Annotated in this window: 20 protein-coding genes, 1 pseudogene and 1 riboswitch; of the genes and pseudogenes, 11 read left to right on the top strand and 10 right to left on the bottom strand. The window is 72.7% G+C overall.

Going from position 1 to position 25616, the window contains the following annotated elements; genetic code table 11:
- Nucleotides 1-33: 33 nt before the first annotated feature.
- From OG534_RS35175 to OG534_RS35160, 4 genes are all read right to left on the bottom strand, one after another.
- Nucleotides 34-1272, bottom strand: a complete 1239-nt coding sequence (locus OG534_RS35175; RefSeq protein ID WP_326586372.1) for a beta-ketoacyl synthase N-terminal-like domain-containing protein — start codon at nucleotides 1270-1272, stop codon at nucleotides 34-36.
- A complete protein-coding gene (locus tag OG534_RS35170; RefSeq protein ID WP_326586373.1) occupies nucleotides 1269-2540 on the bottom strand; it encodes a beta-ketoacyl-[acyl-carrier-protein] synthase family protein in 1272 nt (423 codons plus the stop codon). Before OG534_RS35170 ends, OG534_RS35175 begins: the two co-directional genes overlap by 4 nt.
- On the bottom strand, nucleotides 2537-2980 hold the full coding sequence (locus OG534_RS35165) for a cupin domain-containing protein (protein ID WP_326586374.1): 444 nt from the start codon (nucleotides 2978-2980) through the stop codon (nucleotides 2537-2539). Before OG534_RS35165 ends, OG534_RS35170 begins: the two co-directional genes overlap by 4 nt.
- Before the next feature lie 129 nt (nucleotides 2981-3109).
- Nucleotides 3110-4207: a SchA/CurD-like domain-containing protein gene (locus OG534_RS35160; protein ID WP_326586375.1), complete on the bottom strand. Its 1098-nt coding sequence runs from the start codon at nucleotides 4205-4207 to the stop codon at nucleotides 3110-3112.
- 275 nt (nucleotides 4208-4482) lie between these two features.
- Between OG534_RS35160 and OG534_RS35155 the strand changes: the two genes are divergently transcribed.
- Nucleotides 4483-6117, top strand: coding sequence for an FAD-dependent oxidoreductase (locus OG534_RS35155; protein WP_326586376.1), 1635 nt, complete (start codon nucleotides 4483-4485; stop codon nucleotides 6115-6117).
- Nucleotides 6118-6167: 50 nt separating this feature from the next.
- Here OG534_RS35155 and OG534_RS35150 read toward each other — a convergent pair whose 3' ends face one another.
- Nucleotides 6168-6395: an acyl-CoA carboxylase epsilon subunit gene (locus OG534_RS35150; protein ID WP_326593260.1), complete on the bottom strand. Its 228-nt coding sequence runs from the start codon at nucleotides 6393-6395 to the stop codon at nucleotides 6168-6170.
- 239 nt (nucleotides 6396-6634) lie between these two features.
- Here OG534_RS35150 and OG534_RS35145 point away from each other — a divergent pair, with 239 nt between their 5' ends.
- Nucleotides 6635-6955, top strand: coding sequence for a hypothetical protein (locus tag OG534_RS35145; protein WP_326586378.1), 321 nt, complete (start codon nucleotides 6635-6637; stop codon nucleotides 6953-6955).
- A 317-nt stretch (nucleotides 6956-7272) separates the two neighbouring features.
- Nucleotides 7273-8718, top strand: a complete 1446-nt coding sequence (locus tag OG534_RS35140) for a glycoside hydrolase family 16 protein (RefSeq protein WP_326586379.1) — start codon at nucleotides 7273-7275, stop codon at nucleotides 8716-8718.
- Between the two features lie 166 nt (nucleotides 8719-8884).
- On the opposite strand, the gene OG534_RS35135 is transcribed toward OG534_RS35140, so the two are convergent.
- The 3 genes from OG534_RS35135 to aceA all read right to left on the bottom strand — a co-directional run bounded on the left by OG534_RS35135 (nucleotide 8885) and on the right by aceA (nucleotide 12759).
- The gene (locus OG534_RS35135) at nucleotides 8885-9772 is read right to left on the bottom strand and encodes a 3-hydroxybutyryl-CoA dehydrogenase (protein WP_326586380.1); all 888 of its coding nucleotides are present in this window, start codon (nucleotides 9770-9772) and stop codon (nucleotides 8885-8887) included.
- Nucleotides 9769-11367, bottom strand: coding sequence for a malate synthase A (gene aceB, locus OG534_RS35130; protein ID WP_326586381.1), 1599 nt, complete (start codon nucleotides 11365-11367; stop codon nucleotides 9769-9771). Before aceB ends, OG534_RS35135 begins: the two co-directional genes overlap by 4 nt.
- Before the next feature lie 90 nt (nucleotides 11368-11457).
- On the bottom strand, nucleotides 11458-12759 hold the full coding sequence (gene aceA / locus OG534_RS35125; RefSeq protein ID WP_326586382.1) for an isocitrate lyase: 1302 nt from the start codon (nucleotides 12757-12759) through the stop codon (nucleotides 11458-11460).
- A gap of 386 nt (nucleotides 12760-13145) precedes the next feature.
- Here aceA and OG534_RS35120 point away from each other — a divergent pair, with 386 nt between their 5' ends.
- The 6 genes from OG534_RS35120 (at nucleotide 13146) to OG534_RS35095 (ending at nucleotide 20395) form a co-directional block, all read left to right on the top strand.
- The gene (locus tag OG534_RS35120; protein ID WP_326586383.1) at nucleotides 13146-14561 is read left to right on the top strand and encodes a short-chain fatty acyl-CoA regulator family protein; all 1416 of its coding nucleotides are present in this window, start codon (nucleotides 13146-13148) and stop codon (nucleotides 14559-14561) included.
- A gap of 56 nt (nucleotides 14562-14617) precedes the next feature.
- A riboswitch (cobalamin riboswitch) is annotated at nucleotides 14618-14788 on the top strand.
- A gap of 187 nt (nucleotides 14789-14975) precedes the next feature.
- Nucleotides 14976-16475, top strand: coding sequence for a CoA-acylating methylmalonate-semialdehyde dehydrogenase (locus OG534_RS35115; protein WP_326586384.1), 1500 nt, complete (start codon nucleotides 14976-14978; stop codon nucleotides 16473-16475).
- A complete protein-coding gene (locus OG534_RS35110) occupies nucleotides 16472-17623 on the top strand; it encodes an acyl-CoA dehydrogenase family protein (protein WP_326586385.1) in 1152 nt (383 codons plus the stop codon). The genes OG534_RS35115 and OG534_RS35110 overlap by 4 nt, the downstream gene beginning before the upstream one ends.
- Entirely contained in the window at nucleotides 17620-18714 is a 1095-nt protein-coding gene (locus tag OG534_RS35105; RefSeq protein WP_326586386.1) for an enoyl-CoA hydratase/isomerase family protein, read from the top strand. The genes OG534_RS35110 and OG534_RS35105 overlap by 4 nt, the downstream gene beginning before the upstream one ends.
- On the top strand, nucleotides 18711-19613 hold the full coding sequence (gene mmsB / locus OG534_RS35100; protein ID WP_326586387.1) for a 3-hydroxyisobutyrate dehydrogenase: 903 nt from the start codon (nucleotides 18711-18713) through the stop codon (nucleotides 19611-19613). Before OG534_RS35105 ends, mmsB begins: the two co-directional genes overlap by 4 nt.
- A complete protein-coding gene (locus tag OG534_RS35095) occupies nucleotides 19610-20395 on the top strand; it encodes an enoyl-CoA hydratase (RefSeq protein ID WP_326586388.1) in 786 nt (261 codons plus the stop codon). Before mmsB ends, OG534_RS35095 begins: the two co-directional genes overlap by 4 nt.
- 66 nt (nucleotides 20396-20461) lie before the next feature.
- On the opposite strand, the pseudogene OG534_RS35090 reads toward OG534_RS35095, so the two are convergent.
- Nucleotides 20462-21668 (bottom strand): annotated as a pseudogene (locus tag OG534_RS35090) (helix-turn-helix domain-containing protein); the annotation flags it as partial.
- 116 nt (nucleotides 21669-21784) lie between these two features.
- Here OG534_RS35090 and OG534_RS35085 point away from each other — a divergent pair.
- Nucleotides 21785-22828 carry a LacI family DNA-binding transcriptional regulator gene (locus tag OG534_RS35085; protein ID WP_326586389.1) on the top strand — a complete coding sequence of 348 codons (1044 nt, stop codon included), beginning with the start codon at nucleotides 21785-21787 and terminating at the stop codon, nucleotides 22826-22828.
- A 73-nt stretch (nucleotides 22829-22901) separates the two neighbouring features.
- On the opposite strand, the gene OG534_RS35080 is transcribed toward OG534_RS35085, so the two are convergent.
- Nucleotides 22902-23552: a DUF4360 domain-containing protein gene (locus OG534_RS35080; RefSeq protein WP_326586390.1), complete on the bottom strand. Its 651-nt coding sequence runs from the start codon at nucleotides 23550-23552 to the stop codon at nucleotides 22902-22904.
- Between the two features lie 255 nt (nucleotides 23553-23807).
- Here OG534_RS35080 and OG534_RS35075 point away from each other — a divergent pair, with 255 nt between their 5' ends.
- Nucleotides 23808-25616 (top strand): galactose oxidase-like domain-containing protein, encoded by a 1809-nt coding sequence (locus OG534_RS35075; RefSeq protein ID WP_326586391.1) that lies wholly within the window; start codon nucleotides 23808-23810, stop codon nucleotides 25614-25616.

Here is a 25616-nt window from a genome sequence, read left to right as displayed (position 1 = left end):
GGGGACTGCACGGGTCCCGCCGGACCACTCCGACTACGTGGTCGCCGGGGAGCCTTTGCGGAGGACGAGCGCGGAGTTCGATCCCATCCGGCCGCGGCTGAGGACGAGCGCGGTGCGCAGCTCCGCGGGGCGGGCGCTGCCGGTCACCACGTCGAGGTCGTGGCACACGTCGTAGACGTTCGGGGTCGGCGGGATAACGCCGTGCTCCAGGGCCAGGACCGCGGCCGCCGTGTCGAGGGCGGGCGCCGCGCAGTAGGCCCTGCCGGTACCGGACTTGGGCGCCGTGACCGGTACCTTCCGTCCGTGTCCGCCAAGGGCGTCGGCGATGGCGGCCGCCTCCGCCGCGTCGGCCTCCGGGGTCCCGAGGGCGTCGGCGAAGACCACGTCGACCTCCTCGGGGGCGCATCCGGCTTCCCGGAGGGCGCCGCGGATGGCGTGGGCCAGCCCCTCGCCGGACTCCTCCCGTCGCCGGGTGCCGGTGAAGGTCGCGGCGTGGCCGGCCAGGACCGCGCGGACGGTGGCCCCGCGGCGGCGGACCTCCTCCTCGTCCTCGACGACGAACATCGCGCCGCCCTCGGCGGGGACGAACCCGCAGGCCTTCGCGGTGAACGGCCGGTAGGCGCGCTCCGGGTCGTCCAGGGTGCTCAGTCCCTCGTACTCCAGCTGGCAGACGATGGAGTACGGCGCGAGGGGTGCCTCCGTGGCCCCGACCAGCATGGCCCGGCTGCCCTGGCGGATCGCCCGGGCGGCGTGCGCGAAGGCGTCCAGTCCGCCCGCCTCGTCGCTGCACACGACACCGCAGGGGCCCTTGAGCCCGCGCCGGATGGAGATCTGGCCGGTGCTCGCCGCGTAGAACCAGGCGATCGACTGGTACGGGCCCACGAACCGCGGTCCCTGCTCCCAGAGGTGCTGCAGTTCGCGCTGGCCGAACTCGCCGCCGCCGGAGCCGGCGGCGGTGACGACGCCCACGGAGAAGGGATCGCCCTCGTAGTCGGCCCGGCCGAGCCGGGCGTCCACCAGGGCCAGGTCGGCCGCGGCCAGGGCGTGGTGGGTGAAGCGGTCGGTCTGGACGAGGAAGCGGTCCTCGACCATGGCGGCCGGATCGAAGCCCCGGACCTCGCCCGCGACGCGCAGCGGCAGGTGCTCGCACCCGGCCCTGGTGACGCGGTCCAGCACGCTGGCGCCGGACTGGGTCGCCTTCCAGAAGGCGTCGGCGCCCACGCCGTTGGGCGCGATGACCCCGATGCCCGTGATGACCGTACGGCTGGTCACGAGACCTCCTCCTTCGGCCGGGTCATGACGACGGCGGACTGGAAGCCGCCGAAGCCGCTGCCCACGGAGAGCACGCTGCGCAGTTTCCGGCCTCGGGCGACGCGGGGCACGTAGTCCAGGTCGCACTCGGGGTCGGGCGTCTCGTAGTTCGCGGTCGGCGGTACCACCTGGTGGGTCATGGCGAGTACGCAGGCCGCGAGTTCGATCGCTCCGATGGCGCCGAGGGAGTGACCCACCATGGATTTGATGGAGGTCATCGGCGTCTTGTACGCGTGGTCGCCCAGGACCCGCTTGACCGCCGCCGTCTCGTGGCGGTCGTTCTGCTTGGTACCGGAACCGTGCGCGTTGACGTAGTCGATCTCGTCGGCGCGGATCCCGGCCTGGGCGAGGGCGGTTTCGATGGCCCGGGCCATCTCCAGGCCCTCGGCGGTCAGCCCGGTCATGTGGTGGGCGTTGCCGAAGGTGGCGTAGCCGCCGATCTCGCAGTAGACGGTCGCACCGCGGGCGCGGGCGTGTTCCAGCTCTTCGAGAACGAGGACGGCGCCGCCTTCGCCGAGGACGAACCCGTCCCGGTCGGCGTCGAACGGCCGGGAGGCGTGGGCCGGGTCGTCGTTGTTCGGCGAGGTGGCCTTGATGGCGTCGAAGCAGGCCACGGTGATCGGCGATATGGGTGAGTCGGACGCGCCCGCGATGCACACGTCCATCCGGCCCTCCGCGATGGAGTGGACGGCGTACCCGATGGCGTCGAGTCCGGAGGTGCAGCCGGTGGAGACCGTCTGGACCGGGCCGCGTGCACCCGTCTCCTCCGCGACGGCGGAGGCGAGGGTGGCGGGCGTGAACGCCCGGTGCAGGTGGGGCCCGGCGCGCTTCTCGTCCACGTCCCACCAGGCGCCGGACTGGCTCACGGCGACGTAGTCGTGCTCCAGCCGGGTGGTTCCGCCGACGGCCGTGCCGAGGGACACGCCGGTCCGCCAGGCCTCGTCCGTGGTGAGGTCGAGGCCCGCGTCGCGGATGGCCTCACGGGCGGCGACCAGGGCGAACTGGATGTACCGGTCCGCCCGGGCCGCTTCGCCCTCGCCGAGGCCGTGCGCGGCGGGGTCGAAGTCGACCTCCGCGGCTATCCGGGAGCGGAATCCCGTCGGGTCGAAAAGGCTGATGGCCCGTGTCGCCGTCCGGCCGTTGGACAGCAGGTCCCAGAAGTCGCGGACGCCGATACCGCCGGGTGCGACGACTCCGACTCCGGTGACGGCCACCCGCCGGCGGTTCACGAGCCCACCCCCGTACGGTCCGGCGGCTGCTCCCAGGCGGTGCCCTCCGGGTGCGGGGCCTGCTCGGTGTCGACGTGCCCGAGTTCGGGGCGCGGGGCGAGCGGGCCGAGGTGGAAGACCATGCGGGCCTCGGTGTCCCCGACGTTGCGGAACCGGTGGCGCACGTTGAGGGGGACCAACAGCCCCTGGTCGGTGCGCAGCGGGTGGGTCTCGCCGTCGAGGTCGACCTCCAGCCGGCCGCTGACCACGTACACGAACTCCTCGGAGTACGGGTGGTAGTGCTCGGCGATCGACTCCCCGGGGGCCATGAGAGCCAGGCCCATGAAGCCGCTGGTGGAACCCACGGAGGTCGGGGTGAGCACCGCCCTCAGGTCACCGCCGCGCCGGCGGTTCGGCGGCGTCTCGCTGAGGTCCACGATGCGTGGGCGCTGTCTGGTCATGGCGGGTTCCTCCTGGCGTGTGGGCAGAGCCTGGACGCGGATGCGGGGATGGGACGGGGGGTGGAACGGGGAGGGGACGGGGATGGGTCCGGACGGGTGGACCGGGTCCGGACGGGTGGACCGGGAGGATCAGGACTGCGCGGGGGCCCGGCGGTCGGTGATCAGGTTCATGGTGTGGTGCGGGGCGCGGACCCGCCCGTCGGCCGGGACCGTCAGCCGGTCGAGCACCGCCGCCTTGCGCGGCCCGAAGACGCCGAAGGTGGTCTCGGGCTCGGCGTCGAGCGGGCCGCGCACGTCGATGAGGCGGACGACGATGTCGTCGCGCTGGAAGATGCTGCTGCTCCGAACGGGGCTCGCCGGGCGGTGTGCGGCCGCCTCGTCCTGCCGGGCGAGGAACTTGGCGAGGGCCGTCCCCAGGCCGGGCTTGGCCTGGTAGAAGAGCGCGTGCCGCTGCACGTCGGCGGATTCGGGCTCCGGTGCGGTGATGTGGTGGACCGCCGGGAGCGCGGCGCGCATGAAGAACATCCGGGCGGACTCGGGGTCGTTCAGGTTCCGGTCCTGTTCGAGGTAGGGGTTGATGGCCTCCTCGACCGCGCGTACCTCGGGCTGCTCGGAGACGTGCCGCAGGGCCGTGACCAGGTCGCCCTGGACCTCGACCGTCCGTACGACCCGGTTGCCGTGCATGAAGAGCGACGTGCGGCACAGGCGGGTGTGGTCGTCGACACGGGCCGCCGGGGAGGCGTAGCTGGAGAGGATGCCCGCCACCTGCTTCTCGCTGCCCGGCTTGACCGTGAAGGTGAGGGCGTGGCGCACGATGCCGGCGCCCAGGCGCGGGTTGGACTGGAGGCGCGCCGTGACGGGGCGGGCCGCCTGGTCGTAGCCCCGGCCGGTCTCGCGCAGGACGGTGAACTTGAGCGGGCGCATGGTGCGGGCGCACGCGCCCAGCGGCTTCACCTGTTCGGCGTGGTGCTCGCTGTTGACCCACGCGAGGTATTGCGGGGCGCTTTCCCACTCACTGGTGATGAGCCACTGCGAAGGGTCCTCGAAGGACTGGCACAGCTGATCGCTGATGTGGCCCGGGACCGACGCGATGTCGTGGCGGAGCTGCTCGTACGCCTCGAAGAACCTCTGCTGGGTCCCCTCGTGGAGATCCATCAGCAGGACGACCCGGAGCATGGAGCCGTCGAAGGCTGACTGCGACACCCGTTCGGACAGGGTGGTTGTCATCTACTCACTCCTTCATGAGGGGGTGGAGATCCATCGCGTACGGACCCCTCGTCCGTCACCGGTGGCGACCACCCGGGGCCGGCGGCCGCCTCCGGAGGGGACGGCAGGCCGGCGCGTCTCAGGGGAGCCGCTGTCGCTCATCGTCATCCGGGTGGCGACGTACCGCTACATGTCCGGATCAAGCGGGTGACAACCGGCGAATCAACCGGGCCTTATCTCGGATCGGGGGCATAAAGAGTTCACTCCCCCACACAGAAAACAGGAGCCCGCAGCTGATGGAAGACAACGCCGATGTTCGCGTACCGGTTCTCGTCGTGGGCGGCTCCCTCGTGGGCCTGTCCACCTCGCTTTTCCTGAGCCGCCACGGAGTGAGGCACCTGCTGGTCGAGAAGCACTCCGGTACCTCCCCGCACCCGCGGGGCCGCGGCATCAACGCCCGGACCATGGAGCTCTTCCGCACGGCGGGGGCGGAGCGCGCGATCCGCCAGGCGGCGTCCGTACTGGAGGGCATTGAGGGCATTCTGCAAGCCCGTTCACTGACCGACAGGAGCGACCACAACTGGCTGATCAAGTCGATCGATCCGTCCGGGGCGCTGGCCCGCTTCAGCCCGACCGGCTGGTGCCTGTGCAGCCAGAACAACATCGAGCCGGTGCTGGCGGCGCAGAGCCGCGCACAGGGCGCCGAGATCCGGTTCTCCACCGAACTGATGAGCTTCGACCAGGACGCCACGGGAGTGAACGCCGTGGTGAAGGACCGCAAGACGGGCGAGCACGTCACGGTGCGCTCCGACTTCCTGATCGCGGCGGACGGCCCGCGCAGTCCCGTCAGGGAAGCCCTCCGGATCCCCCAGACGGGTAACGGCGAGCTGTTCCACAACGTCAGCGTCACCTTCCGCTCGGAGCGGCTCGTCGAGGTGCTGGACGACCTGCGCTTCATCGTCTGCTACCTGATGCGGCCGGGAGCGGACGGGGCGCTGCTGCCGGTGGACAACCAGACCCAGTGGGTCTTCCACGCCCCGTGGCACCCGGACCAGGGCGAGACCCTGGAGGACTTCACCGACGAGCGGTGCGTGAAGCAGATCCGCGAGGCGATCGGCGTACCCGACCTGGACGTGCAGATCGGCGGCAAGGCGCCGTGGCATGCCGCCGAACGGGTGGCCGAACGGTACTCGGCCGGCCGGGTGTTCCTGGCCGGTGACGCGGCCCACGAGATGTGCCCCACCGGCGCCTTCGGCTCCAACACGGGCATCCAGGACGCGCACAACCTGGCGTGGAAGATCGCCGCGGTGCTGGAGGGGTCGGCCGGCATGGAGCTGCTCGACACCTACGAGGCCGAGCGGCTGCCGGTCGCCCGGGCCACCAGCGAGCGGGCGTCGGCCCGTTCGGCGGAACACAGCCACCCCGGGTACGCGCCGCCGCCCACCATGGGCGGCGGGCCGGGCAGCGGTGTCCTCACCACGGCGATGGGCTACTGCTACCCGCAGGGCGCGCTCGTGGGCGCCGAGCCCGGGCGGCCCGTCATCCCGGAGACGCTGAAGATGACCGGCGCCACCGGGACCCGGGCCCCGCACATGTGGCTGACCAGGGCCGGTGAGCGGGTCTCCACCCTGGACCTGTACGAATGCTCGTTCGTGCTGCTCAGCGGCGCGGGAACGCCGTGGCAGGAGGCCGCGGAGCAGGTGGCCGAGGAACTGCCGGCGCGGCTGGACGCCTACACCATCGGCTCCGGTCCGGACGCGGACCTGGTCCAGGAGGGCGACGCCGACTGGACCGAGGTCCACCGGATGAACGCCGAGGGCGCCGTGCTCGTACGGCCGGACGGGTTCGTCGCGTGGCGCTCCGAGGGCGCCGTGGCCGATCCCCGCGCGACCCTGTACGAGGTCCTCTCGACGGTGCTGCGCCGGGCGTGACCACCTCGTCCCCCCTTCCGCCGGCCGTGCGTGCGGCCGGCGGAAGGGGTTCAGCGGCAGGCCCAGCAGCCTGCCCAGCAGCCGGCGTCCGACCGGACGGTGCGGCGGCGGCCGGACCCGGAGCCGGCGCCGCTCGTGGCGTCGTGCTCACGGTCACGGTCGCGGGAGGTCCGATGGGCGTAACACGCGATGATGACTGCGATCGCGGCCAGTTCCTCAGGGGCGGCCATGCCCCTCTCCACACGCAGCAGGCTCGCTATCGGGACATCGTTCGACATCGGCACGGCCTCTCTCACGGGGGCTGCGCGTGCGCCCAGTCGCGTCGAGAGGGGCGGACCGGTTCGGCGCCAACGCGGGCGGCACACGGATGGCACGGCGCGCTGACGGGACGTGTTCCGCATGCGCGAACCGGCCGGGGGACTCCTGTCGGATCACCAGGACTCCTGTCGCGACCGACGCTACAAGCGCGCGGCGGACCCGGCACGCCGGCGAAGAACGCGGTCCGCTCCTCCGCGCCGTGCTCCGGGCGGAGTTCGGGCCGCGGTTCGGGCCGCAGTTCGGTCCGCAGTTCGGTCCGCGCCGTTCCCGCGGCCCCGGCGCTCCCGCCGGACCGGCCGTGACCGGCCACCGGTCCCTGCTCTGCCGGGGCTGCTCCGGCCACCTGTACGCCGTCTGCACCGTGGACCACGCGGGCGGGAACGTGGTCGGCCAGTGGGAGGTCGACCACGAGACGACGCCCGTGCCGTGCCCGCTGGCCGGGCTGCTGCCGCTGACCGGGACGGCGGCGTCCGTCCACGACCTCCCCGGTGCCGAGGAGGTGCTCGGCCCGCAGCGTTGAGGCGCGGCGGATTGGGCCGCACGGGTGAAACCGCCGTCCACCGCCGCCGGGTTCCCGGCGGCGGGATCGCGGCGGCGGGATCGCGGCGGCGGGATCGCGGCGGCGCTCGGCGATTCTCGGCGACCCGCGTTCACTGGTTGAACTCCCTCTCGCCACAAGCCCTTTCCCGGTTCCATCTCTTGACGCCCGCGAGGGCGCGGAGCACAGTGTCCAGCGGCCGCCGTCTTGAGAGCGCTCTCAAGACGGTGGCTCTCGGAACGACGACCCTTGGCTCCTCCCCCGCACCGCGCTCCATCCGCGCTTCAGAGAGGGCATCCATGCGTGAGATATCCGGCAGTAGGCGACCCACGGTCCGGCGGGCCGTCCTGGCCGCGCTGAGCACGATCGCCGTGGTCGCGGCGGCCGCCGCCGGCGTCACCCTGCCCGCGAACGCCGCGGCTCCCCCCGCACCGGCCGGCTGGTCCCGGGTGTTCCTGGACGACTTCGACGGACCCGCCGGATCCGGGGTGAACACCGCCGACTGGCAGTACACCACCGGCACCAGCTACCCGGGCGGACCCGCCAACTTCGGTACCGGCGAGATCGAGACGATGACCGCCGACCCGTCCAACGTCTCCCTCGACGGCGCGGGCAACCTGCGCATCACGCCGCGGCGGGACGCCGCCGGCAACTGGACGTCCGGCCGCATCGAGACCCGGCGGGACGACTTCCAGCCCCCGGCGGGCGGCACGCTCCGCACCGAGGCGCGCATCCAGATGCCGAACGTGACCGGCCCGGCGGCCAAGGGCTACTGGCCGGCGTTCTGGATGCTCGGCACCCCCTACCGGGGCAACTGGTGGAACTGGCCCGGCATCGGTGAGATCGACATCCTGGAGAACGTCCAGGGCATCAACACCGTCTGGGCCACCCTGCACTGCGGCACGAGCCCCGGCGGCCCCTGCAACGAGACGTCCGGCATCGGCGGACAGCAGGTGTGCCCGGGCACGAGCTGCCAGGCCGGCTTCCACACCTACGCCGTGGAGTGGGACCGCTCGACCGCGGTCGAGGAGATGCGCTTCTCCGTCGACGGCATCACCTTCCACACCGTGCGGGCGAACCAGGTGGACGCGGCCACCTGGACCAACGCCACGAACCACGGCTACTTCATCATCCTCAACGTGGCCATGGGCGGTGGCTTCCCCGACGCCTTCGGCGGCGGTCCCGACGCGGGCACCGAGCCCGGCCATCCCATGGTCGTCGACTACGTGTCCGTCCTCCGGTCGACCGGAGGCACGACCCCGCCCACCACACCGCCCACCACACCGCCGACGACGCCTCCCACGACGCCCCCGACCACCCCGCCGCCCGGCAACCGCGACGCGTACACCGCGATCCAGGCCGAGTCGTACGACGGCCAGGCGGGCGTGGTCAAGGAGACCACCGCGGACACCGGCGGCGGCCAGGACATCACGACGATCGGCAACGGCGACTGGGCGCTGTTCAGGGGCGTCGACTTCGGTTCCACACCGGCGAGGCAGTTCTACGGGCGGGTGGCGAGCGGCGCGGCCGGCGGGGTCAGCGGGCTCGTCGAGGTACGGCTCGGCAGCCGGACCTCGGCGCCGGTCGGGAGCTTCTCGATCGCGGGCACCGGCGGGTGGCAGAGCTGGCGCACCGTCCCCGCGAACCTCACCGCGGTCACGGGCACGCACGACGTCTACCTGACCTTCACCAGCGGCCGGCCCGCCGACTTCGTGAATGTCAACTGGTTCGGCTTCGGGCACTGAGCGGATCGCGGCCCGCCGGGTCCCTGTCCTCGGACGGGAGGGACGGGACACGGCACGGGGCGCGGGGCACGGGTGCGGCGCGGATGTGGCGACACCACTCGCCCCACCCGCGCCGCTTTCCCGCGTCTCCGGCGCACCCTCTGCCCTGGAGACCTGCCGGGGCCCCTCAGCCCCGGCCGTACGTGTGGAACCCGCGGCCGCTCTTGCGGCCGAGCAGACCCGCCTGCACCATCCGCCGGAGCAGCGGGGGCGGCGCGTACAGGGGTTCCTTGAACTCCTGGTACAGCGACTCGGCGATCGCCTCGACCGTGTCCAGGCCGATCAGGTCGGCGAGCTTGAGCGGTCCCATCGGGTGGGCGCAGCCCAGTTCCATTCCGGCGTCCACGTCCTCGGCACTGGCGAACCCGGACTCGGCCATCCGGATGGCGGCGAGGAGGTAGGGGACCAGCAGGGCGTTGACGACGAAACCGGCCCGGTCCTGGGAGCGGACGGTCGTCTTGCCCAGGGTGTCGCGGGCGAAGGCCTCGACGACGGCGAGGGTGTCCTGCGAGGTGTGGAGGGAGGACACGACCTCCACGAGGGGCAGGACGGGGACCGGGTTGAAGAAGTGCAGGCCCACCACCCGGTCCGCCCGGCCGGTGGCCATGCCGAGCCGCATGACCGGGATCGCGGAGGTGTTCGTGGCGAGGATCGCCTCCGGATCCTCCACGATCTTGTCGAGGCGGGTGAAGACGTCCACCTTGGCCTCGGGGTTCTCCGTGACGGCCTCGATGACGAGCCGGCGGTCGGCGAGGTCCTCCAGGTCGCCGGTGAAGACGAGCCGGGCGAGGGCGTCCTCGGCGGAGATCCGGTCCAGTTTGCCCCGCTGGACGGCGCGTTCCAGGGAGACGGCGACACGCTCCCGGGCGGCCCGGGCGGCGGCGGCGTCCGACTCGGCGACTACGGTGTCGAGCCCGGCGCGGGCGCACACCTCGGCGATGCCCGCGCCCATCTGGCCGCCGCCGACGACCCCGACGCGCTGGATGCGTGCCGCCGGCCGCACGGGGGCGCTCACGCGTTCACCCGCGCGTCGGCGCGGCGGACGAGGTGGCGGGTGTAGGCCTCGGGGGTGAAGAAGGCCGGGAGCCGGACCGACAGGGCGGTGTCCACGAAGACCTCCCGGGCTTCGGCCGCGAGCGCCTGCGGGTCCTCGTCCTGCAGCGCCGTGCATTCGGCGTCCAGGAGGTCGGTCACGGTCCCCCGGTCGACCCGGTCGTGGCGCAGCCACTGCCAGATCTGGACGCGGGCGATCTCCGCGGTCGCGGCGTCCTCCATCAGGCCGTACAGGGCGACGGCGCCGCTGCCGCGCAGCCAGGCGTCGAAGTAGCGCAGGGCCACGGCGACGTTCGAGCGGACGCCCTCCCGGGTCGGGGGCATGCCGATCCGGCGTACGGACAGCAGGTCGGCGGCCGTGACCTCGACGTCCTCGCGCATCCGGTCGGTCTGGTGCGGCCGGTCGCCCAGGACTCCGTCGAAGACCTCGCGGCAGACGGGCACCAGCCCGGGGTGGGCGACCCAGGAGCCGTCGAAGCCGTCCTCGGCCTCCCGCTCCTTGTCGAGGCGGACCTTCGCGAGGGCGGCGGCGTTGGCCCCCGCGTCGCGGCTGGGGACGTGGGCGGCCATGCCGCCGATCGCGTGGGCGCCGCGCCGGTGACAGGTGCGGACGAGCAGTTCGGTGTAGGCGCGCATGAAGGGGGCCGTCATGGTGACCTTGGCCCGGTCGGGCAGCTGGAAGTCGGTGCGGTGGCCGAAGGTCTTGATCAGGCTGAAGAGGTAGTCCCAGCGGCCCGCGTTCAGTCCCGCGCTGTGTTCGCGCAGCTCGTAGAGGATCTCCTCCATCTCGAAGGCGGCGGTGATCGTCTCGATGAGGACGGTGGCGCGGACCGTGCCGCGGGGGATGCCGAGGAGTTCCTGCGCGTGGAGGAAGACGTCGTTCCACAGGCGGGCCTCGTACCGGTTCTCCAGCTTGGGGAGGTAGAAGTACGGGCCGTACCCGGCGTCGATCTGGCGCCGCGCGCAGTGGAAGAAGTACAGGCCGAAGTCGACGAGCGAGGCGGACACGGGCCGGCCGTCGATCTCCAGGTGCTCCTCGGTCAGGTGCCAGCCGCGCGGGCGCACCATGACGGTCGCGAGGTCGGTCCCGAGGCGGTACTCCTTGCCCTCGGGGGTGGTGAAGTCGATGCGCCGTTCGACGGCGTCGAGCAGGGTGAGCTGGCCGCCGACGATGTTGGTCCAGGTGGGGGCGGTGGCGTCCTCGAAGTCGGCCATCCAGACCTTGGCGCCGGAGTTGAGGGCGTTGACGGCCATCCGGCGCTCCGGCGGGCCGGTGATCTCGACCCTGCGGTCGGTGAGGCCGGGTGCGGGCGGCGCGACCCGCCAGTGGGGGTCCTCGCGCAGCGCGCGGGTGGCAAGCGGGAAGTCGAGCGGGGTGCCGCCGGCCAGGTGGCCCGAGCGGCGGCGGCGCTCCTTGAGGATCTCCAGGCGGCGGTCGGCGAACGCGGCGTCGAGCCGGCCGATGAACTCCAGGGCCTCGGGTGTCAGGATCTCCTCGTGGCGCTCACCCGGTGCGCCGAGAACCCGGACACTGCTGGTCAGAGGCGAGAGGGACATGCGGTTCTCCTCAGCGGGGGCGGTGGGTGCCCGAGGGGGAAGTCCCTCGGGCACCCGGCGGGCCATGGCCGGCAGGACTGACGGCGCGGACTAGTGGAACTGCTCTTCCTCGGTGGAGCCGGAGAGCGCGGTGGTGGAGGAGGCCGGGTTGACGGCGGTGGAGACCAGGTCGAAGTAGCCGGTGCCGACCTCGCGCTGGTGCTTGACGGCCGTGAAGCCCTGCGCCTGGGCGGCGAACTCGCGCTCCTGGAGGTCGACGTAGGCGGTCATGCCCTGCTCGGCGTAACCGCGGGCGAGGTCGAACATGCCGTGGTTGAGGGAGTGGAAGCCGGCGAGGGTGATGAACTGGAAGCGGTAGCCCATCGCGCCCAGCTCCCGCTGGAACTTGGCGATCTCGTCGTCGTCCAGCGCCGCCTTCCAGTTGAAGGACGGCGAGCAGTTGTAGGCGAGCATCTGGTCCGGGTACCGCGCGTGGATCGCCTCGGCGAACTCGCGGGCCTGGGCGAGGTCCGGGGTGCCGGTCTCGACCCAGATCAGGTCCGCGTACGGGGCGTAGGCGAGGCCGCGGGCGATGACCGGCGCCATGCCGTTCTGCACCCGGTAGAAGCCCTCGGCGGTGCGCTCGCCGGTGGCGAACCGCGCGTCGCGCTCGTCGACGTCGCTGGTCAGCAGGTTCGCGGCGAGGGCGTCCGTGCGGGCGATGACCAGGGTGGGGACGTCGGCGATGTCGGCGGCGAGGCGGGCCGCGTTGAGGGTGCGGATGTGCTGGGAGGTGGGGACGAGGACCTTGCCGCCGAGGTGGCCGCACTTCTTCTCGGAGGCGAGCTGGTCCTCGTAGTGGATGCCGGCCGCGCCCGCCGCGATCATCGCCTTGGTCAGTTCGAAGGCGTTGAGCGGGCCGCCGAAGCCGGCCTCGGCGTCGGCGACGATCGGCGCCAGCCAGTCGGTCCCCCCGTCAATCGAACTGGTCGTGCCGCCCTCGGCGGTGGCGATCTGGTCGGCGCGCAGCAGCGCGTTGTTGATCCGGCGCACCACCTGCGGGACCGAGTTGACCGGGTACAGGCTCTGGTCCGGGTAGGTGTGGCCCGCCTGGTTGGCGTCGGCGGCGACCTGCCAGCCGGAGAGGTAGATGGCCTGGAGGCCGGCCCGGACCTGCTGGACGGCCTGACCGCCGGTCAGCGCGCCGAGGGCGTGGATGTAGTCGCGTTCGTGCAGCTGGCGCCACAGTCGTTCGGCGCCGCGCCGGGCCAGGGTGTGCTCCTCGCGGACGCTGCCGGAGAGCCGCACCACGTCCTCGGCCGTGTAGGTGCGCTCGATGCCCGCCCACCGAGGATCGTCGGCCCACCGCTGCTTGAGCTGCTCGGCCGCCGCCGTCGTGTTCGCCGTTGCCATGACCGTCACCGTTTCCATCCGTCGCTTGTCTTGCCAATGAGCGGGGCATTGACTGCTGCGCATTGGCACTCTGTGCCTGTTCGGGAGATGCGGCCGCCGAACCCGGCTGCAGGCCGAAGCTGAGCAATGCTGCCGAGCCGCCGGGCGGAACGGCCGGGGACACCGAAATCAGGGCGTGAATCGGGCCTGGAAGTCCACCTCGGCTGCCGGGTCCGGCTGACCGCAGGACCGACTCTGGCACTGACACCGAGTGCCAACAAGGAAGTACATCTGCCAAGCTTTGCGAATCTTCGGAGCCGAAATTGCCAAGGTTGCGAAGCTCCTCGGCGGCGAAGGTCCACGTACCCTGACGACGCATTGACGCATGCCAACGGTGGAGGAGTGCGGTGAGCAAGACGTACGCGGGAGCGCGGCTGCGGCGGCTCCGCGAGGAGCGGCGGATGACCCAGGCCGACCTGGCACGGGTGCTGGCCATCTCCCCCAGCTACCTCAACCAGATGGAGCACGACTCCCGGCCGCTGACCGTCCCCGTGCTGCTGCGCCTCACCGAGGCGTTCGGGGTCGATCCGGGGTTCTTCTCGGAGCGCGACACCAGCCGCCTGGTCGCGGACCTGCGCGAGGCGCTCGCCAAGGAGGTCGCCGAGGCCCGCGTCTCCCCCTCCGACCTGGCCGAACTGGCCACCCGGATGCCTGCCGTCGCCTCGGTCCTGCTGGACCTGGGCCGGCGCGGCCAGCTCCTGGCCGAGCGCCTCGCCGACGCCGCCGACGGCCGGGACGCGGTGACGGACGCACCCCGCTCGCCCCACGAGGAGATCCGCGAGTTCTTCTACCGGCGGCAGAACTACCTGCACGAGACCGATCTGGCGGCCGAAGCCCTCGCCCGCGAGATCGGCATCCGCCCCGGTGACGTCATCCGCGCCCTGACCCGCCGGCTGTCCGATCGGCACGGCGTCAGGACCGCCCCGGATTCCGACCGGCTGCACCACTACGACGCGACCGCCCGGGTCCTGCACCTGTCGAACCGGCTGCGGCCGGGCCAGCAGGCGTTCCGGATGGCCACGCAGCTGGCGCTGATCGAGTACGGGGCCGAACTGGACCGGCTGGCCACCGAGGACTTCCCGCCCGGCTCCCCCGTGCACGCCCTCGCGCGGATCGGCATCGCCAACTACTTCGCGGCCGCGCTCATCCTCCCGTACACGGCCTTCCACACCGCCGCGGAGGAGTTCCGCTACGACATCGAGCGGCTCACCGACCACTTCGGGATCGGCTACGAGACGGTCTGCCACCGCCTCAGCACCCTGCAACGGCCCAGGCTGCGCGGGGTTCCCTTCTCCTTCGTCCGGGTGGACCGGGCCGGGAACATGTCCAAGCGGCAGTCCGCCACCGGATTCCACTTCTCCCGCGCGGGCGGCACCTGCCCGCTGTGGAACGTGTACGAGGCCTTCGCCGCGCCCGGTCGCATCCACGTCCAGGTCGCCGCCATGCCCGACGGGCAGCGGTTCCTGTGGACCGCCCGCGCCGTCACCCGCCACCGCGGCGGCTGGGGCGAGCCCGGCAAGACCTTCGCGATCGGGCTCGGATGCGAGATCCGGCACGCCTCCCGGCTCGTGTACGCCGACGGGCTCGACCTCGACAACACGGCGGCGGCCACGCCCATCGGCATGGGCTGCAGGCTCTGCGAACGCCTCGACTGCCCGCAGCGGGCCGTCCCGCCGCTCGGCCGGGTCCTGGCCGTCGACGAGAACAGCAGCACTTTCATCCCGTACCCGGTGACCAGGAACTCCGCCCCGGCCCACGGCTGACGGACGCCGGCGCGCGGCAGGGGGGTCTGGACTTACTAGGACGTCCAACTATATGTTCGCCGCACAAGGTCCGCGGTGCAGGGAAGCCGGTGAGAAACCGGCACGGTCCCGCCACTGTGACCGGGGAGTGTGCTGCCATCCACACGCCACTGACGAGGTCTGTCGGGAAGGCGGGCGGCACGCGGTGATCCGGGAGTCAGGATACCGGCCGCGGAACGTTCCGTGTTGTCCACGAGGATGGAGCAGACACGCATGGCACCGGTTTGTACCCAGGACCCTGGTGATCCGGCGGAGCGCGCGCACACCTGCGCACGCTCGTAGTTCTCACGGCCTTCCCCAGCGGCGCACCCCACCGGGCGCGTTCGCCGGTCCGCCGTGCCATCCCCGGATCCAACCTGACGAGAGCAGGCACCCATGGTCCGTGAACTCACCCATTTCATCGGCGGCAAGCACACCACCGGAACATCCGGACTCTTCGCCGACGTGTACGACCCCAACACCGGCACCGTCCAGGCCCGCGTCCCGCTCGCCGGGCGCGCCGACACCGAGGCGGCCATCGCGAACGCCGAGGAGGCGCAGGCGGATTGGGGCCAGTGGAACCCGCAGCGCCGCTCGCGCGTGCTGCTGCGCTTCCTCCAACTGGTCGAGGGCGAGCGGGACTCCCTCGCCCGCATGCTGTCGGCCGAGCACGGCAAGACCGTCGCCGACGCGCACGGTGACCTGCAACGCGGCCTGGAGGTGGTCGAGTTCGCCGCCGGCGTCCCGCACCTGCTGAAGGGGGAGTTCACCGACAACGCGGGCACGGGCATCGACGTGCACTCCCTGCGCGCGCCGCTCGGCGTGGTCGCCGGGATCACCCCCTTCAACTTCCCGGCGATGATCCCGCTGTGGCAGGCCGCACCGGCTCTGGCCTGCGGCAACTCCTTCATCCTGAAGCCCTCGGAACGGGACCCGTCCGTACCGCTGCGGCTCGCCGAGCTCTTCCTGGAAGCCGGCCTGCCGCCCGGCGTGCTCAACGTGGTCAACGGCGGCAAGGAGGCCGTCGACACCCTCCTCGAAGACCCCCGCGTGCAGGCCCTCGGCTTCGTCGGCTCCACCCCGATCGCCGCGCACATCTACGCCACCGCCGCCGCCCACGGCAAGCGCGCCCAGTGCTTCGGCGGCGCCAAGAACCACATGATCGTGATGCCGGACGCCGATCTCGACCAGGCCGTGGAGGCGCTCATCGGCGCCGGATACGGGTCGGCCGGCGAGCGCTGCATGGCCATCGCCGTGGCCGTCCCCGTCGGCGAGGAGACCGCGGACGCGCTGGTGGCCAAGCTGAAGGAGCGCATCGCCACCCTGCGCGTCGGCCGCTCCGACGACCCCGAGGCAGACTTCGGGCCGCTGGTGAGCCGTGACGCGCTCGACCGGGTCAACCGCTACGTGGGCATCGGCGCCACCGAGGGAGCCGAACTCGTCGTCGACGGACGCGGGTTCACCCTGGCCGGGCACGAGAACGGCTACTTCGCCGGCGCCACCCTCTTCGACCGGGTCACCCCCTCGATGCGGATCTACCGGGAGGAGATCTTCGGGCCGGTGCTGTCCGTCGTACGGGCCGCCGACTACGAGGAGGCACTGCGCCTGCCCACCGAGCACCCGTACGGCAACGGCGTCGCGATCTTCACCCGCGACGGCGACACCGCCCGCGACTTCACCCGCCGGGTGGGCGCCGGCATGGTCGGCGTCAACGTGCCGATCCCCGTCCCGGTGGCGTACCACACCTTCGGCGGCTGGAAGCGGTCCGGTTTCGGGGATCTGAACCAGCACGGACCGGACTCCATCCGCTTCTACACCCGGACCAAGACCGTCACCTCGCGCTGGCCCTCCGGGGCCAAGGAGGGCGCGAGCTTCACGATCCCGACGATGGGATGAGCGCCGTGACCACCCTCACCGAGGACCAGCTCGCCCTCGCCGAGGTCACCCTCGACTTCGCCCAGGAGCACCTGGCCCCGTACGCCGTCGCCTGGGACCGGGACAAGCACTTCCCCGTCGAGGTCATCCGCCGGGCCGCGGTCCTCGGTCTCGGCGGCGTCTACGTGCGGGAGGAGCACGGCGGTTCGGGGCTCGGCCGCGCCGACGGCGTCCTCGTCTTCGAGACCTTGGCCACCGGCTGCCCGTCCATCGCCGGCTACCTCTCCATCCACAACATGGTCGCCTGGATGATCGACCGCTACGGGGACGCCGCGCAGCGCCGCCGCTGGCTGCCGGGCCTGTGCTCGGCCGACTCCCTGGGCAGCTACTGCCTCACCGAACCCGGGGCCGGCTCCGACGCGGGAGCCTTGCGCACCCGCGCCGAGCGGAACGGCGACCACTACGTGCTGACCGGCGTCAAGCAGTTCATCTCCGGCGCCGGGGCCGCCGGGGTCTACATCGTCATGGCCCGCACCGGCGAGAGCGGGCCCGGCGGGATCTCGGCGTTCGTCGTCGCACGCGAGGACCCCGGGGTCTCCTTCGGCCCCAACGAGCACAAGATGGGCTGGAACGCGCAGCCCACCCGCCAGGTCGTCCTCGACGGCGTGCGCATCCCCGCCGACCGCCGGCTCGGCGCCGAGGGCGACGGCTTCCGCATCGCCATGAACGGCCTCAACGGCGGCCGGCTCGGCATCGCCGCCTGCTCGCTCGGCGGCGCCCAGAGCGCCCTGGACCGCAGCCTGGTCCACCTCGCCGACCGCGAGGCCTTCGGAGGGCGGCTCCTGGACGCCCAGGCGCTGCAGTTCAGGCTCGCGGACATGGCCACCGAACTGGCCGCCGCCCGCGCGCTGGTCCGGCAGGCCGCCGAGGCCCTCGACTCGGACGATCCGCTGGCCCCCCGGCTGTGCGCGATGGCCAAGCGTTTCGCCACCGACACCGGCTACACCGTCGCCGACCGGGCTCTGCAGCTCCACGGCGGATACGGCTACCTCGGCGAATACGGCATCGAGAAGATCGTCCGCGACCTGCGCGTCCATCAGATCCTGGAAGGCACCAACGAGATCATGCGGGTCATCGTCGCCCGCGGACTCACGGAGACCCTGCGATGACCCACGCACCCCACGCACCCCACGAAGACCGCGACCACGTCCTGCTGCGCACCGAGGGCCACGCCGCGTACCTCACCCTCAACCGCCCCAAGGCGCTCAACGCCCTCAGCCACGCCATGGTGCTCCGCATCGACGAGGCGCTCACCGCCTGGCAGCACGACCCGGCCGTCGAGACCGTCGTCATCGAGGGCGCCGGTGAACGCGGCCTGTGCGCCGGGGGCGACATCCGCTCGATCCACGAGGATGCCCGCACGGGCGGCAGCGCCTCCGCGGACTTCTGGCGCGACGAGTACCGGCTCAACGCCCGCATCGCCCGCTACCCCAAGCCGTACGTGGCCCTGATGGACGGCATCGTCATGGGCGGCGGCGTCGGGGTCTCGGCCCACGGCAGCGTCCGGATCGTCACCGAACGCTCCCGCGTCGCCATGCCCGAGACGGGCATCGGCTTCGTCCCCGACGTCGGCGGAACCTACCTGCTCGGGCTGGCCCCGGGCGAACTGGGCACCCACCTGGCCCTGACCGGTACGCCGGTCGGGGCGGCCGACGCCCTGCTGTGCGGGCTCGCGGACCACTTCGTCCCCGCGGCGGAGCTCCCCGCACTGGCCGCCGACCTCGCGCGGACCTCCGTACACGAGGGCCTCGGCGCGCGGGTGCAAACGCCGCCGCCCGGTGACCTCGCCGCCGCCCGCGCGTGGATCGACGCGTGCTACGCGGCGGACACGGTCGAGGAGATCGTCCGGCGGCTGCTCGCCACCGGCGTCCCCGGCGCAAAGGAGGCCGCGGCCGCCCTGGCGGCGAAATCGCCCACGGCACTGAAGGTCACCCTGGCCGCGCTGCGCCGGGCACGCGATCTGGGCCCGCTGGAAAGGGTCCTGGAGCAGGAGTACCGGGTCTCCTGCGCGGCTCTGGCCTCCCCCGACCTGGTGGAGGGCATCCGCGCCCAGGTGATCGACAAGGACCGCACCCCGCACTGGACCCCGCCCACCCTCGCCGAGGTCGGCACGGCGGACGTGGAACGGTTCTTCGCCCCGCTCGGCGCGCGCGAACTGCGCCTCGCCGCCACCGATTCGACTCAGGAGGTGCCCTGGTGAGCAGTACCGTGGCGTTCGTCGGACTGGGCCACATGGGTGGCCCGATGGCGGCCAACCTGGTGAAGGCCGGCTACCGCGTCCTCGGCTTCGACCTGGTGCCGGAGCTCCTGGGCGCCGCCGCGGCGACGGGGGTGGAGCCGGCCGGGTCGGCCGCGTCGGCGGCCGCCGACGCCGATGTGGTGATCACCATGCTCCCGGCGGGCAGGCACGTCCTCGCCCTGTACCGGGAGGACGGGCTGCTGGCGGCAGCGCGGCCCGGAACCCTGTTCGTCGACTGCTCCACCATCGACGTGGCCGACGCGCGCGCGGCGCACGAGGCCGCCGTGGCGGCCGGCCACCGGTCCCTCGACGCGCCCGTCTCGGGCGGGGTGGTGGGCGCACAGGCCGCGAGCCTCACCTTCATGGCGGGCGGCGGCGCCGCCGAGTTCGCGGCGGCGCAGCCCCTGCTCTCCGCCATGGGCAAGAAGGCCGTGCACTGCGGCGCGGCGGGCGCCGGGCAGGCCGCGAAGATCTGCAACAACATGATCCTCGCCGTCTCGATGATCGGGGTCAGCGAGGCCTTCGTCCTAGCCGAGAGCCTCGGCCTGGACCACCAGGCCCTCTACGACGTGGCCTCCACCGCCTCCGGCCAGTGCTGGGCGCTCACCGTCAACTGCCCCGTGCCCGGACCCGTTCCGGCCAGCCCCGCCAACCGCGAGTACCGGCCCGGCTTCGCCGCGCCCCTGATGGCCAAGGACCTCACCCTGGCAGCGAACGCCCTGCGGGCCGGCGGCGTGGACGCCCCCCTGGGCCTCAAGGCAGCCGCCATGTACGCCGCATTCGCCGAGGGGGAGGGCGCCGGCCTGGACTTCTCGGCCATCGTCCGCACCCTCCGACCGCAGAACGGAACACCCGCATGAGCGCCCCCACGGCCTACGAGACCATCCTGCTGGAACGCAAGGGGCGGGTGGCCGTGCTCACCCTCAACCGGCCGGAGGCCCTCAACGCCCTCAACCTGCAGGTCATGACCGAGGTGGTGGCCGCCGCGGAGCAACTGGACCGGGACCCGGAGGTCGGCTGCATCGTCCTGACGGGCTCCGCGAAGGCCTTCGCCGCGGGCGCCGACATCAAGGAGATACGGCCGCAGGGCTACATGGACATGTACCTCAGCGACTGGTTCACCGCCTGGGACCGGCTCGGCCAGGTACGGACGCCCACGGTCGCGGCGGTCTCCGGCTACGCCCTGGGCGGCGGCTGCGAGCTCGCGATGCTCTGCGACATCCTGCTCGCCGCCGACACCGCGAAGTTCGGGCAGCCCGAGATCCGGCTCGGCGTGATCCCCGGGATCGGCGGATCGCAGCGCCTCACCCGGGCCGTGGGCAAGGCCAAGGCGATGGAACTCTGTCTGACGGGCCGCACCATGGGCGCCGAGGAGGCCGAACGTGCCGGGCTCGTCTCCCGGATCGTCCCCGCCGGGGAGCTGCTCGCCGAGGCCCTCTCCGTGGCCGAGACCGTCGCCGGGATGTCGAAGCCGGTCGCGATGATGGCCAAGGAGGCCGTGAACCGGGCCTTCGAGACCACCCTCGCGGAAGGCGTCCGCTTCGAACGCCGCCTCTTCCACGCGGTGTTCGCCACGGCCGACCAGAAGGAGGGCATGTCCGCGTTCGTGGACAAGCGCCCGCCGCACTTCGTCCACGGCTGAGCCTTCGGGGGCGACGGGGCCAGGGGCCGGAGGCCTGCCGCCGGGCGCCGGCCGCCGGGCGCCGGCTCAGGCGTCCCCGAAGACCGGGTACGGCACGTAGGTGCGCCGGTCGGGGTCCACCGCCAGGCGGCCCCCGGCCGGCGGCCGCGCCCGCTGGGCGCAGTCGCGGCGCTCGCAGATCCGGCAGCCCAGACCGATCGGGGTGGCCGCCCGCGGGTCGGCGACGGCGACGCCCTCGGCGTAGACGAGACGGCCGGCGTGCCGGAGTTCGCAGCCGAGCGCCACGGCGAACTCGGCCCGGCGGGCTCGGTGTCCGTGGCCGCGGTGGCCGCCCCGGGTGACGATCCGGGCGATCCAGAAGTACTTCTTCCCGTCGGGCATCTCGGCGACCTGCGTGAGGATCCGGCCGGGGGCCGAGAAGGCCTCGTAGACGGTCCACAGGGGACAGGTGCCGCCGAGGCGCGAGAAGTGGAAGTCGGTCGCGGACTGGCGTTTGGAGATGTTCCCCGCCCGGTCGGCGCGCAGGAACGAGAAGGGCACCCCGCGCTGTCCGGTGCGCTGCAGGGTGCTGAGCCGGTGGCAGACGGTCTCGAAGCCGACGCCGAAGCGGGCCTGGAGCAGCTCGATGTCGTAGCGCAGGTCCTCGGCCGCCGCCAGGAAGGCGCCGTAGGGCATGAGGACGGCGCCGGCGAAGTAGTCGGCCAGCCCGATCCTCGCCAGGCCCCCGGACTCGGCGGAGTCGAAATCGGCCCGGTCACGAGGGAGTCGATCAGGGGCCGGTGCCCGAGCAGCGCCAGCTGCGTCGCGAGCTGGAAGGCGCGCTGCGCGTCGGTGAGCCACGGGGACAGGAAGAGCAGGCCGCGCTCGGCGTCGAACCGCCGGGCGTCCGGCGCCTGCTCGGGGGCCGCCTCCAGCACCGTCACGCCGTGGCGGGCCGAGAGCGCGTGTGCGAGGTGCCCGGCGGTACGGGAGACCGATCCGGCGCCCAGGTCCCGGGCGGTGGACTCCGCCTCGGTGTGTCGAGCGCGTCGAAGTGGTTGTGGTGCGCGTAGAAGAAGTCCCGTACCTCGTCGTGCGGTTCGGTGCGGACCAGGGCCGCCGAGTCGCCGGGCGGTGCGAGGGCCGCGGCCTGCTCGGCCGCGTCGCGGTAGCGGTGGTGGAGGGCGACGAGGGCCTTCGCGATGTCCGGATGGTCGCGGGCCATGTCCGTGATCTCGTCGGCCGCCACCGAGATCCCGCCGGCCTCGTCCGCCAGCTCGGTGCGTACTCCGGCTCGCCGCAGCGGCCGCTGCCCCGGGCCGTCTGAGGGGCAGGGTGTGAAGCGGGCGTAACGGTTACCCTGCTGTCCGGCGATGCCGCCCCGTCCCTGGACACCCTGGAGGAACACCCGTGCCCGAACCCCGCCCCGGCAACCGTCCCACCCTGGAGGCCGTCGCAGCACACGCCGGGGTCTCCCGGGCCACCGCCTCCCGAGTGGTCAACGGCGGCGACGGTGTGCGGGCGCACCTGGCGGAACGGGTGCGCGAGGCGATCCGGGACCTGGGGTACGTCCCCAACCCCGCGGCCCGCACCCTGGTGACCCGGCGCACCGGGGCCGTCGCGGTGATCATCGCCGAGCCCGAGGTCCGGATCTTCTCGGATCCCTTCTTCTCCCGTCAGGTCCGGGGCATCAGCAAGGAGTTGACCGCCCACGACACCCAACTGGTCCTGCTGCTGGTGGAGGACCGGGGCGACTACGACCGGATCGAGCGCTACCTGGCCGGCGGCCACGTCGACGGGGCGCTCGCCTTCTCCCTGCACACCGACGATCCGCTGCCCGCCATCACCCGCCGCATCGGCATGCCCACGGTCTACGGCGGCCGCCCCGACTGGACCGCCGGCCCCGGCGAGAAGGGCGGCGTGACCTATGTCGACGCGGACAACCGCGGGGGCGCGCGGGAGGCCGTACGGTACCTGCTCGCCCAGGGCCGGCGGCGGATCGCGCACATCTCCGGCCCGCTCGACCAGACCTCGGCGCTCGACCGGCTGAGCGGCTACCGGGACGTGCTCCCGGACACCGTTCCCGAGCTGTTCGCCGAAGGGGACTTCACGGCGGCGGGCGGGGCCCGCGCGATGGCCGAACTGCTGGCCCTCGACGCCGGGATAGACGCCGTCTTCGCCGGGAACGACCTGATGGCGACCGGCGCGCTGCGGGTGCTGCAGGAGCACGGCCGGACGGTACCCGGGGACGTGGCGCTGGTGGGCTTCGACGACGCGGAGCCGGTGGCGGAGAGCGCCGAGCCGCCGCTGACGACGGTGCGTCAGGACATCGAGGGGATGGGGCGCCTGATGGCGCGGCTGCTGATGCGCACCCTGAACGACGGTCCGGACGGGGGCTTCGTTCCTGGTCCTGTGATCACCGAGACGGCGCTGGTCCGGCGCGCGTCGGCCTGACGCGGCCTGCGGACGCGGCAGCCGGGGCCCGCGCGACGGCGGGCCCCGGCGTAGGGGGAAGAGCCTTCCCGGGTCAGCGCGCGGGGCACTTCTTCCAGGAGAAGTGGTAGACGCTGTTGATGCTGCCGTCCGTCGAGTCGAGGGCCATGAAGCTGGTCTGCGACGGGTCGGAGGTGCCCACTTCCGCGCGCAGCTCGGTGTTGATGTTGAAGTTGCGCTGTTCGCCGCAGGGTGCGAACACCAGGGCCTCGATGCCCGTGGTGTCGGTCGCCTGCCAGTTGTCGTCGAGGTGGCCGTTGAACCGGTGCGTGCGCTGGGCGGTCTGGCTCATGCCCTGGAAGTAGTAGCTGGCCTTCTGCGTGCCGATCGCGCCCTCCTGCAGGCTGCCGAAGCCCCGGTAGTCGACCTGGGCCACGGCGTAGGTGTAGCCCTGGGGGACGTGCACTTGGAGGGAGAGGAGACAGTTCTTGCGGCCCTCGACGGCGGGGGCGCCGCCGCCGGCCTGGGCCAGGTACTCGCTGTAGGTGACGGTGAAGGCCGAGTTGTCCGGCGCCACGGCGACGGTGGCGCTGCCTGGGCGGCAGCCCGATCCGTTCACGGTGGCGACGTCCACGGTCACTTCGTCGAGGGGGGCCGAGGCGCTGGCCCCGGCCGTGGGGGTGAGCGTGACGAGCGTTGCGGTCACGGCGGCTGCGGTGAATCCGGTACGGAGCGACTTGATCACATCGACATGAATAGCCGTCCGCGGGTGCCTCGGACGGCCGACGGGTGCGCGGTCTCACCTCGTTGGCCGAAACGATTCACCGCAGAAACGATCAACCGGCCCCCACCGCTCCGCCGATCGGCCGCAGGAGGCGCGGTGCACCGAGTCGCGCCGGACGAATGTCCTGGTTCGTCCCTACCATCGGCGGGATCCTTCAGGCAATCAGCGGGTTCGGGAGCCGGCCGGGGCGCCGGGCCCCCTGCGGTGAGGAGTCCCATGTCCCGCGCACCACGGTCCGCCGTCCTGTCGGCGCTGGCGCTCGCCACGGCCCTGGCCGTCACGGTGGCCGGGCCCGCGCCGGCCTTCGCCGCGGCCCACCACACCGGCGACGAGGCCGCCGCGCTCGGCGAGGACCACGCCCGCACGCACGCCAAGCTGCGCCGGGCGGCCGAGGGCACCCAGGGGTACCCGCAGACGAAGCGCACGGCGAGCCTCTCCTCCCTGCAGGAGTCCCAGCGCAAGGTCAACGCGGGGTTCGACGCGGCGCGCTCCGGCCGGTTCGCGGAGTTCTTCCCGTCGCCCGACTTCGGCGTCCACGTGGCCCAGCTGCCGACGGGCAAGGTGTTGCTCTTCTCCTTCGAACGCGTGGAGGCCGATCCCACGAAGGAGACCGGGCCCACGAACACGATCGGCCGCACGAACGCGGGCCGCGCCTACCTCTGGGACCCGGCCAAGGGCACCGGGGCCCGCGCCTTCAAGAACGTGGAGCCGCCCGCGGTGCTGATGCCCGACGGCACCTACGCCCCGCGCCCGGCCCCCTTCTTCTGCGCCGGGCACTCCTACCTGCCCAACGGGATGGTCGGGGTCTTCGGCGGCAACGTCGGCGGAAAGGGCGGCAGCGGCGCCAAGCTGTCCTTCGTGTTCGACCCGTGGACGGAGAAGTGGTTCCGCAACCGCGACATGGCCGTGGGCCGCTGGTACCCCTCGGTCGTGACCGGGGCGGACGGCCGGCAGATCATCATGTCCGGCCAGTCCGAGCGCGGTACGGGCACGCCCACTCCGGTGGTGGAGCGCTTCCCCGCGCTCGGGCGTCCCGTGCCCTGGCGGCCGTTCGACATCCCGGTGAGCGTCGCCTCGGAGCGGCTCCGGTCGGACGCCCCGTTCCGCAACGACTATCCGCACCTCTTCTCGCTGCGGGACGGAATGATCTACGGGCTCGGCCGCGACGCCGATCAGCAGTGGCTGTTCGACCCGGTCAAGGACCTGCGCACCGACCTGCCGCGGCGGCCCGCCGACTTCCGGGGCTACGGTTCGGCCGTGCCGCTGCCGGCCGGCTTCCGGGGCCCGGACTCCGTGCTGGTGCTCGGCGGAGACCCGCGCGACCCGCACACGTACCGGCTGTCCGGCGGCCGCTGGAGCATCGAGGAGCCGAGGGCCTTCGGCCGCACCCAGGACGGGACGCTGATCCTGCCGGACGGCACGCTGATCACCGTGAACGGCGCCCTGGACACCCGGGACTACGGCAACGGGCCGTTCAATCCCGAGGCGGACCTGAAGTACCGGCAGATCGAGCTGCGCGACGCGCGCGGCCGCTGGACGCTCGGGCCGGCCCAGCGGCTGCCCCGCGGCTACCACTCCAACGCCCTGATCCTGCCGGACGGCCGGATGATGGTCACCGGCGACGAGCTGCAGCAGATCGCCAACGACCCCGACATCAGGGACGGGATGGACGGCAGCATCGAGCTGTACGAGCCCGCCTACCTGAACCGGGGCCCCCGGCCGGCGCTCAACCGGGTTCCGGCGGGCGACCTCGGCTACGACACGGCCTTCCAGGTCACCAGCTCGACCCCGAGGGACGTCGCGCGCGCCGTGCTGCTGGCGCCGACGACCGTCACCCACTCGGTGAACACCAGCCAGCGCCACCTGGACCTCCGGCTCACCGGCGCCCGCGGCTCCGCGATCGGGCTGCGGACCCCGCCGAGCGCGGCCGACGCCCCGCCCGGGTACTACATGCTCTTCCTGCTCGACGCGAAGGGCGTGCCCAGCACGGCGAAGTGGGTGAAGCTGGGCACCCGCCCGCGCTAG

It is taken from the genome of Streptomyces sp. NBC_01294, assembly GCF_035917235.1.
Classification (GTDB): domain Bacteria; phylum Actinomycetota; class Actinomycetes; order Streptomycetales; family Streptomycetaceae; genus Streptomyces; species Streptomyces caledonius.
This window is presented reverse-complemented; position numbering and strand designations above follow the sequence as displayed.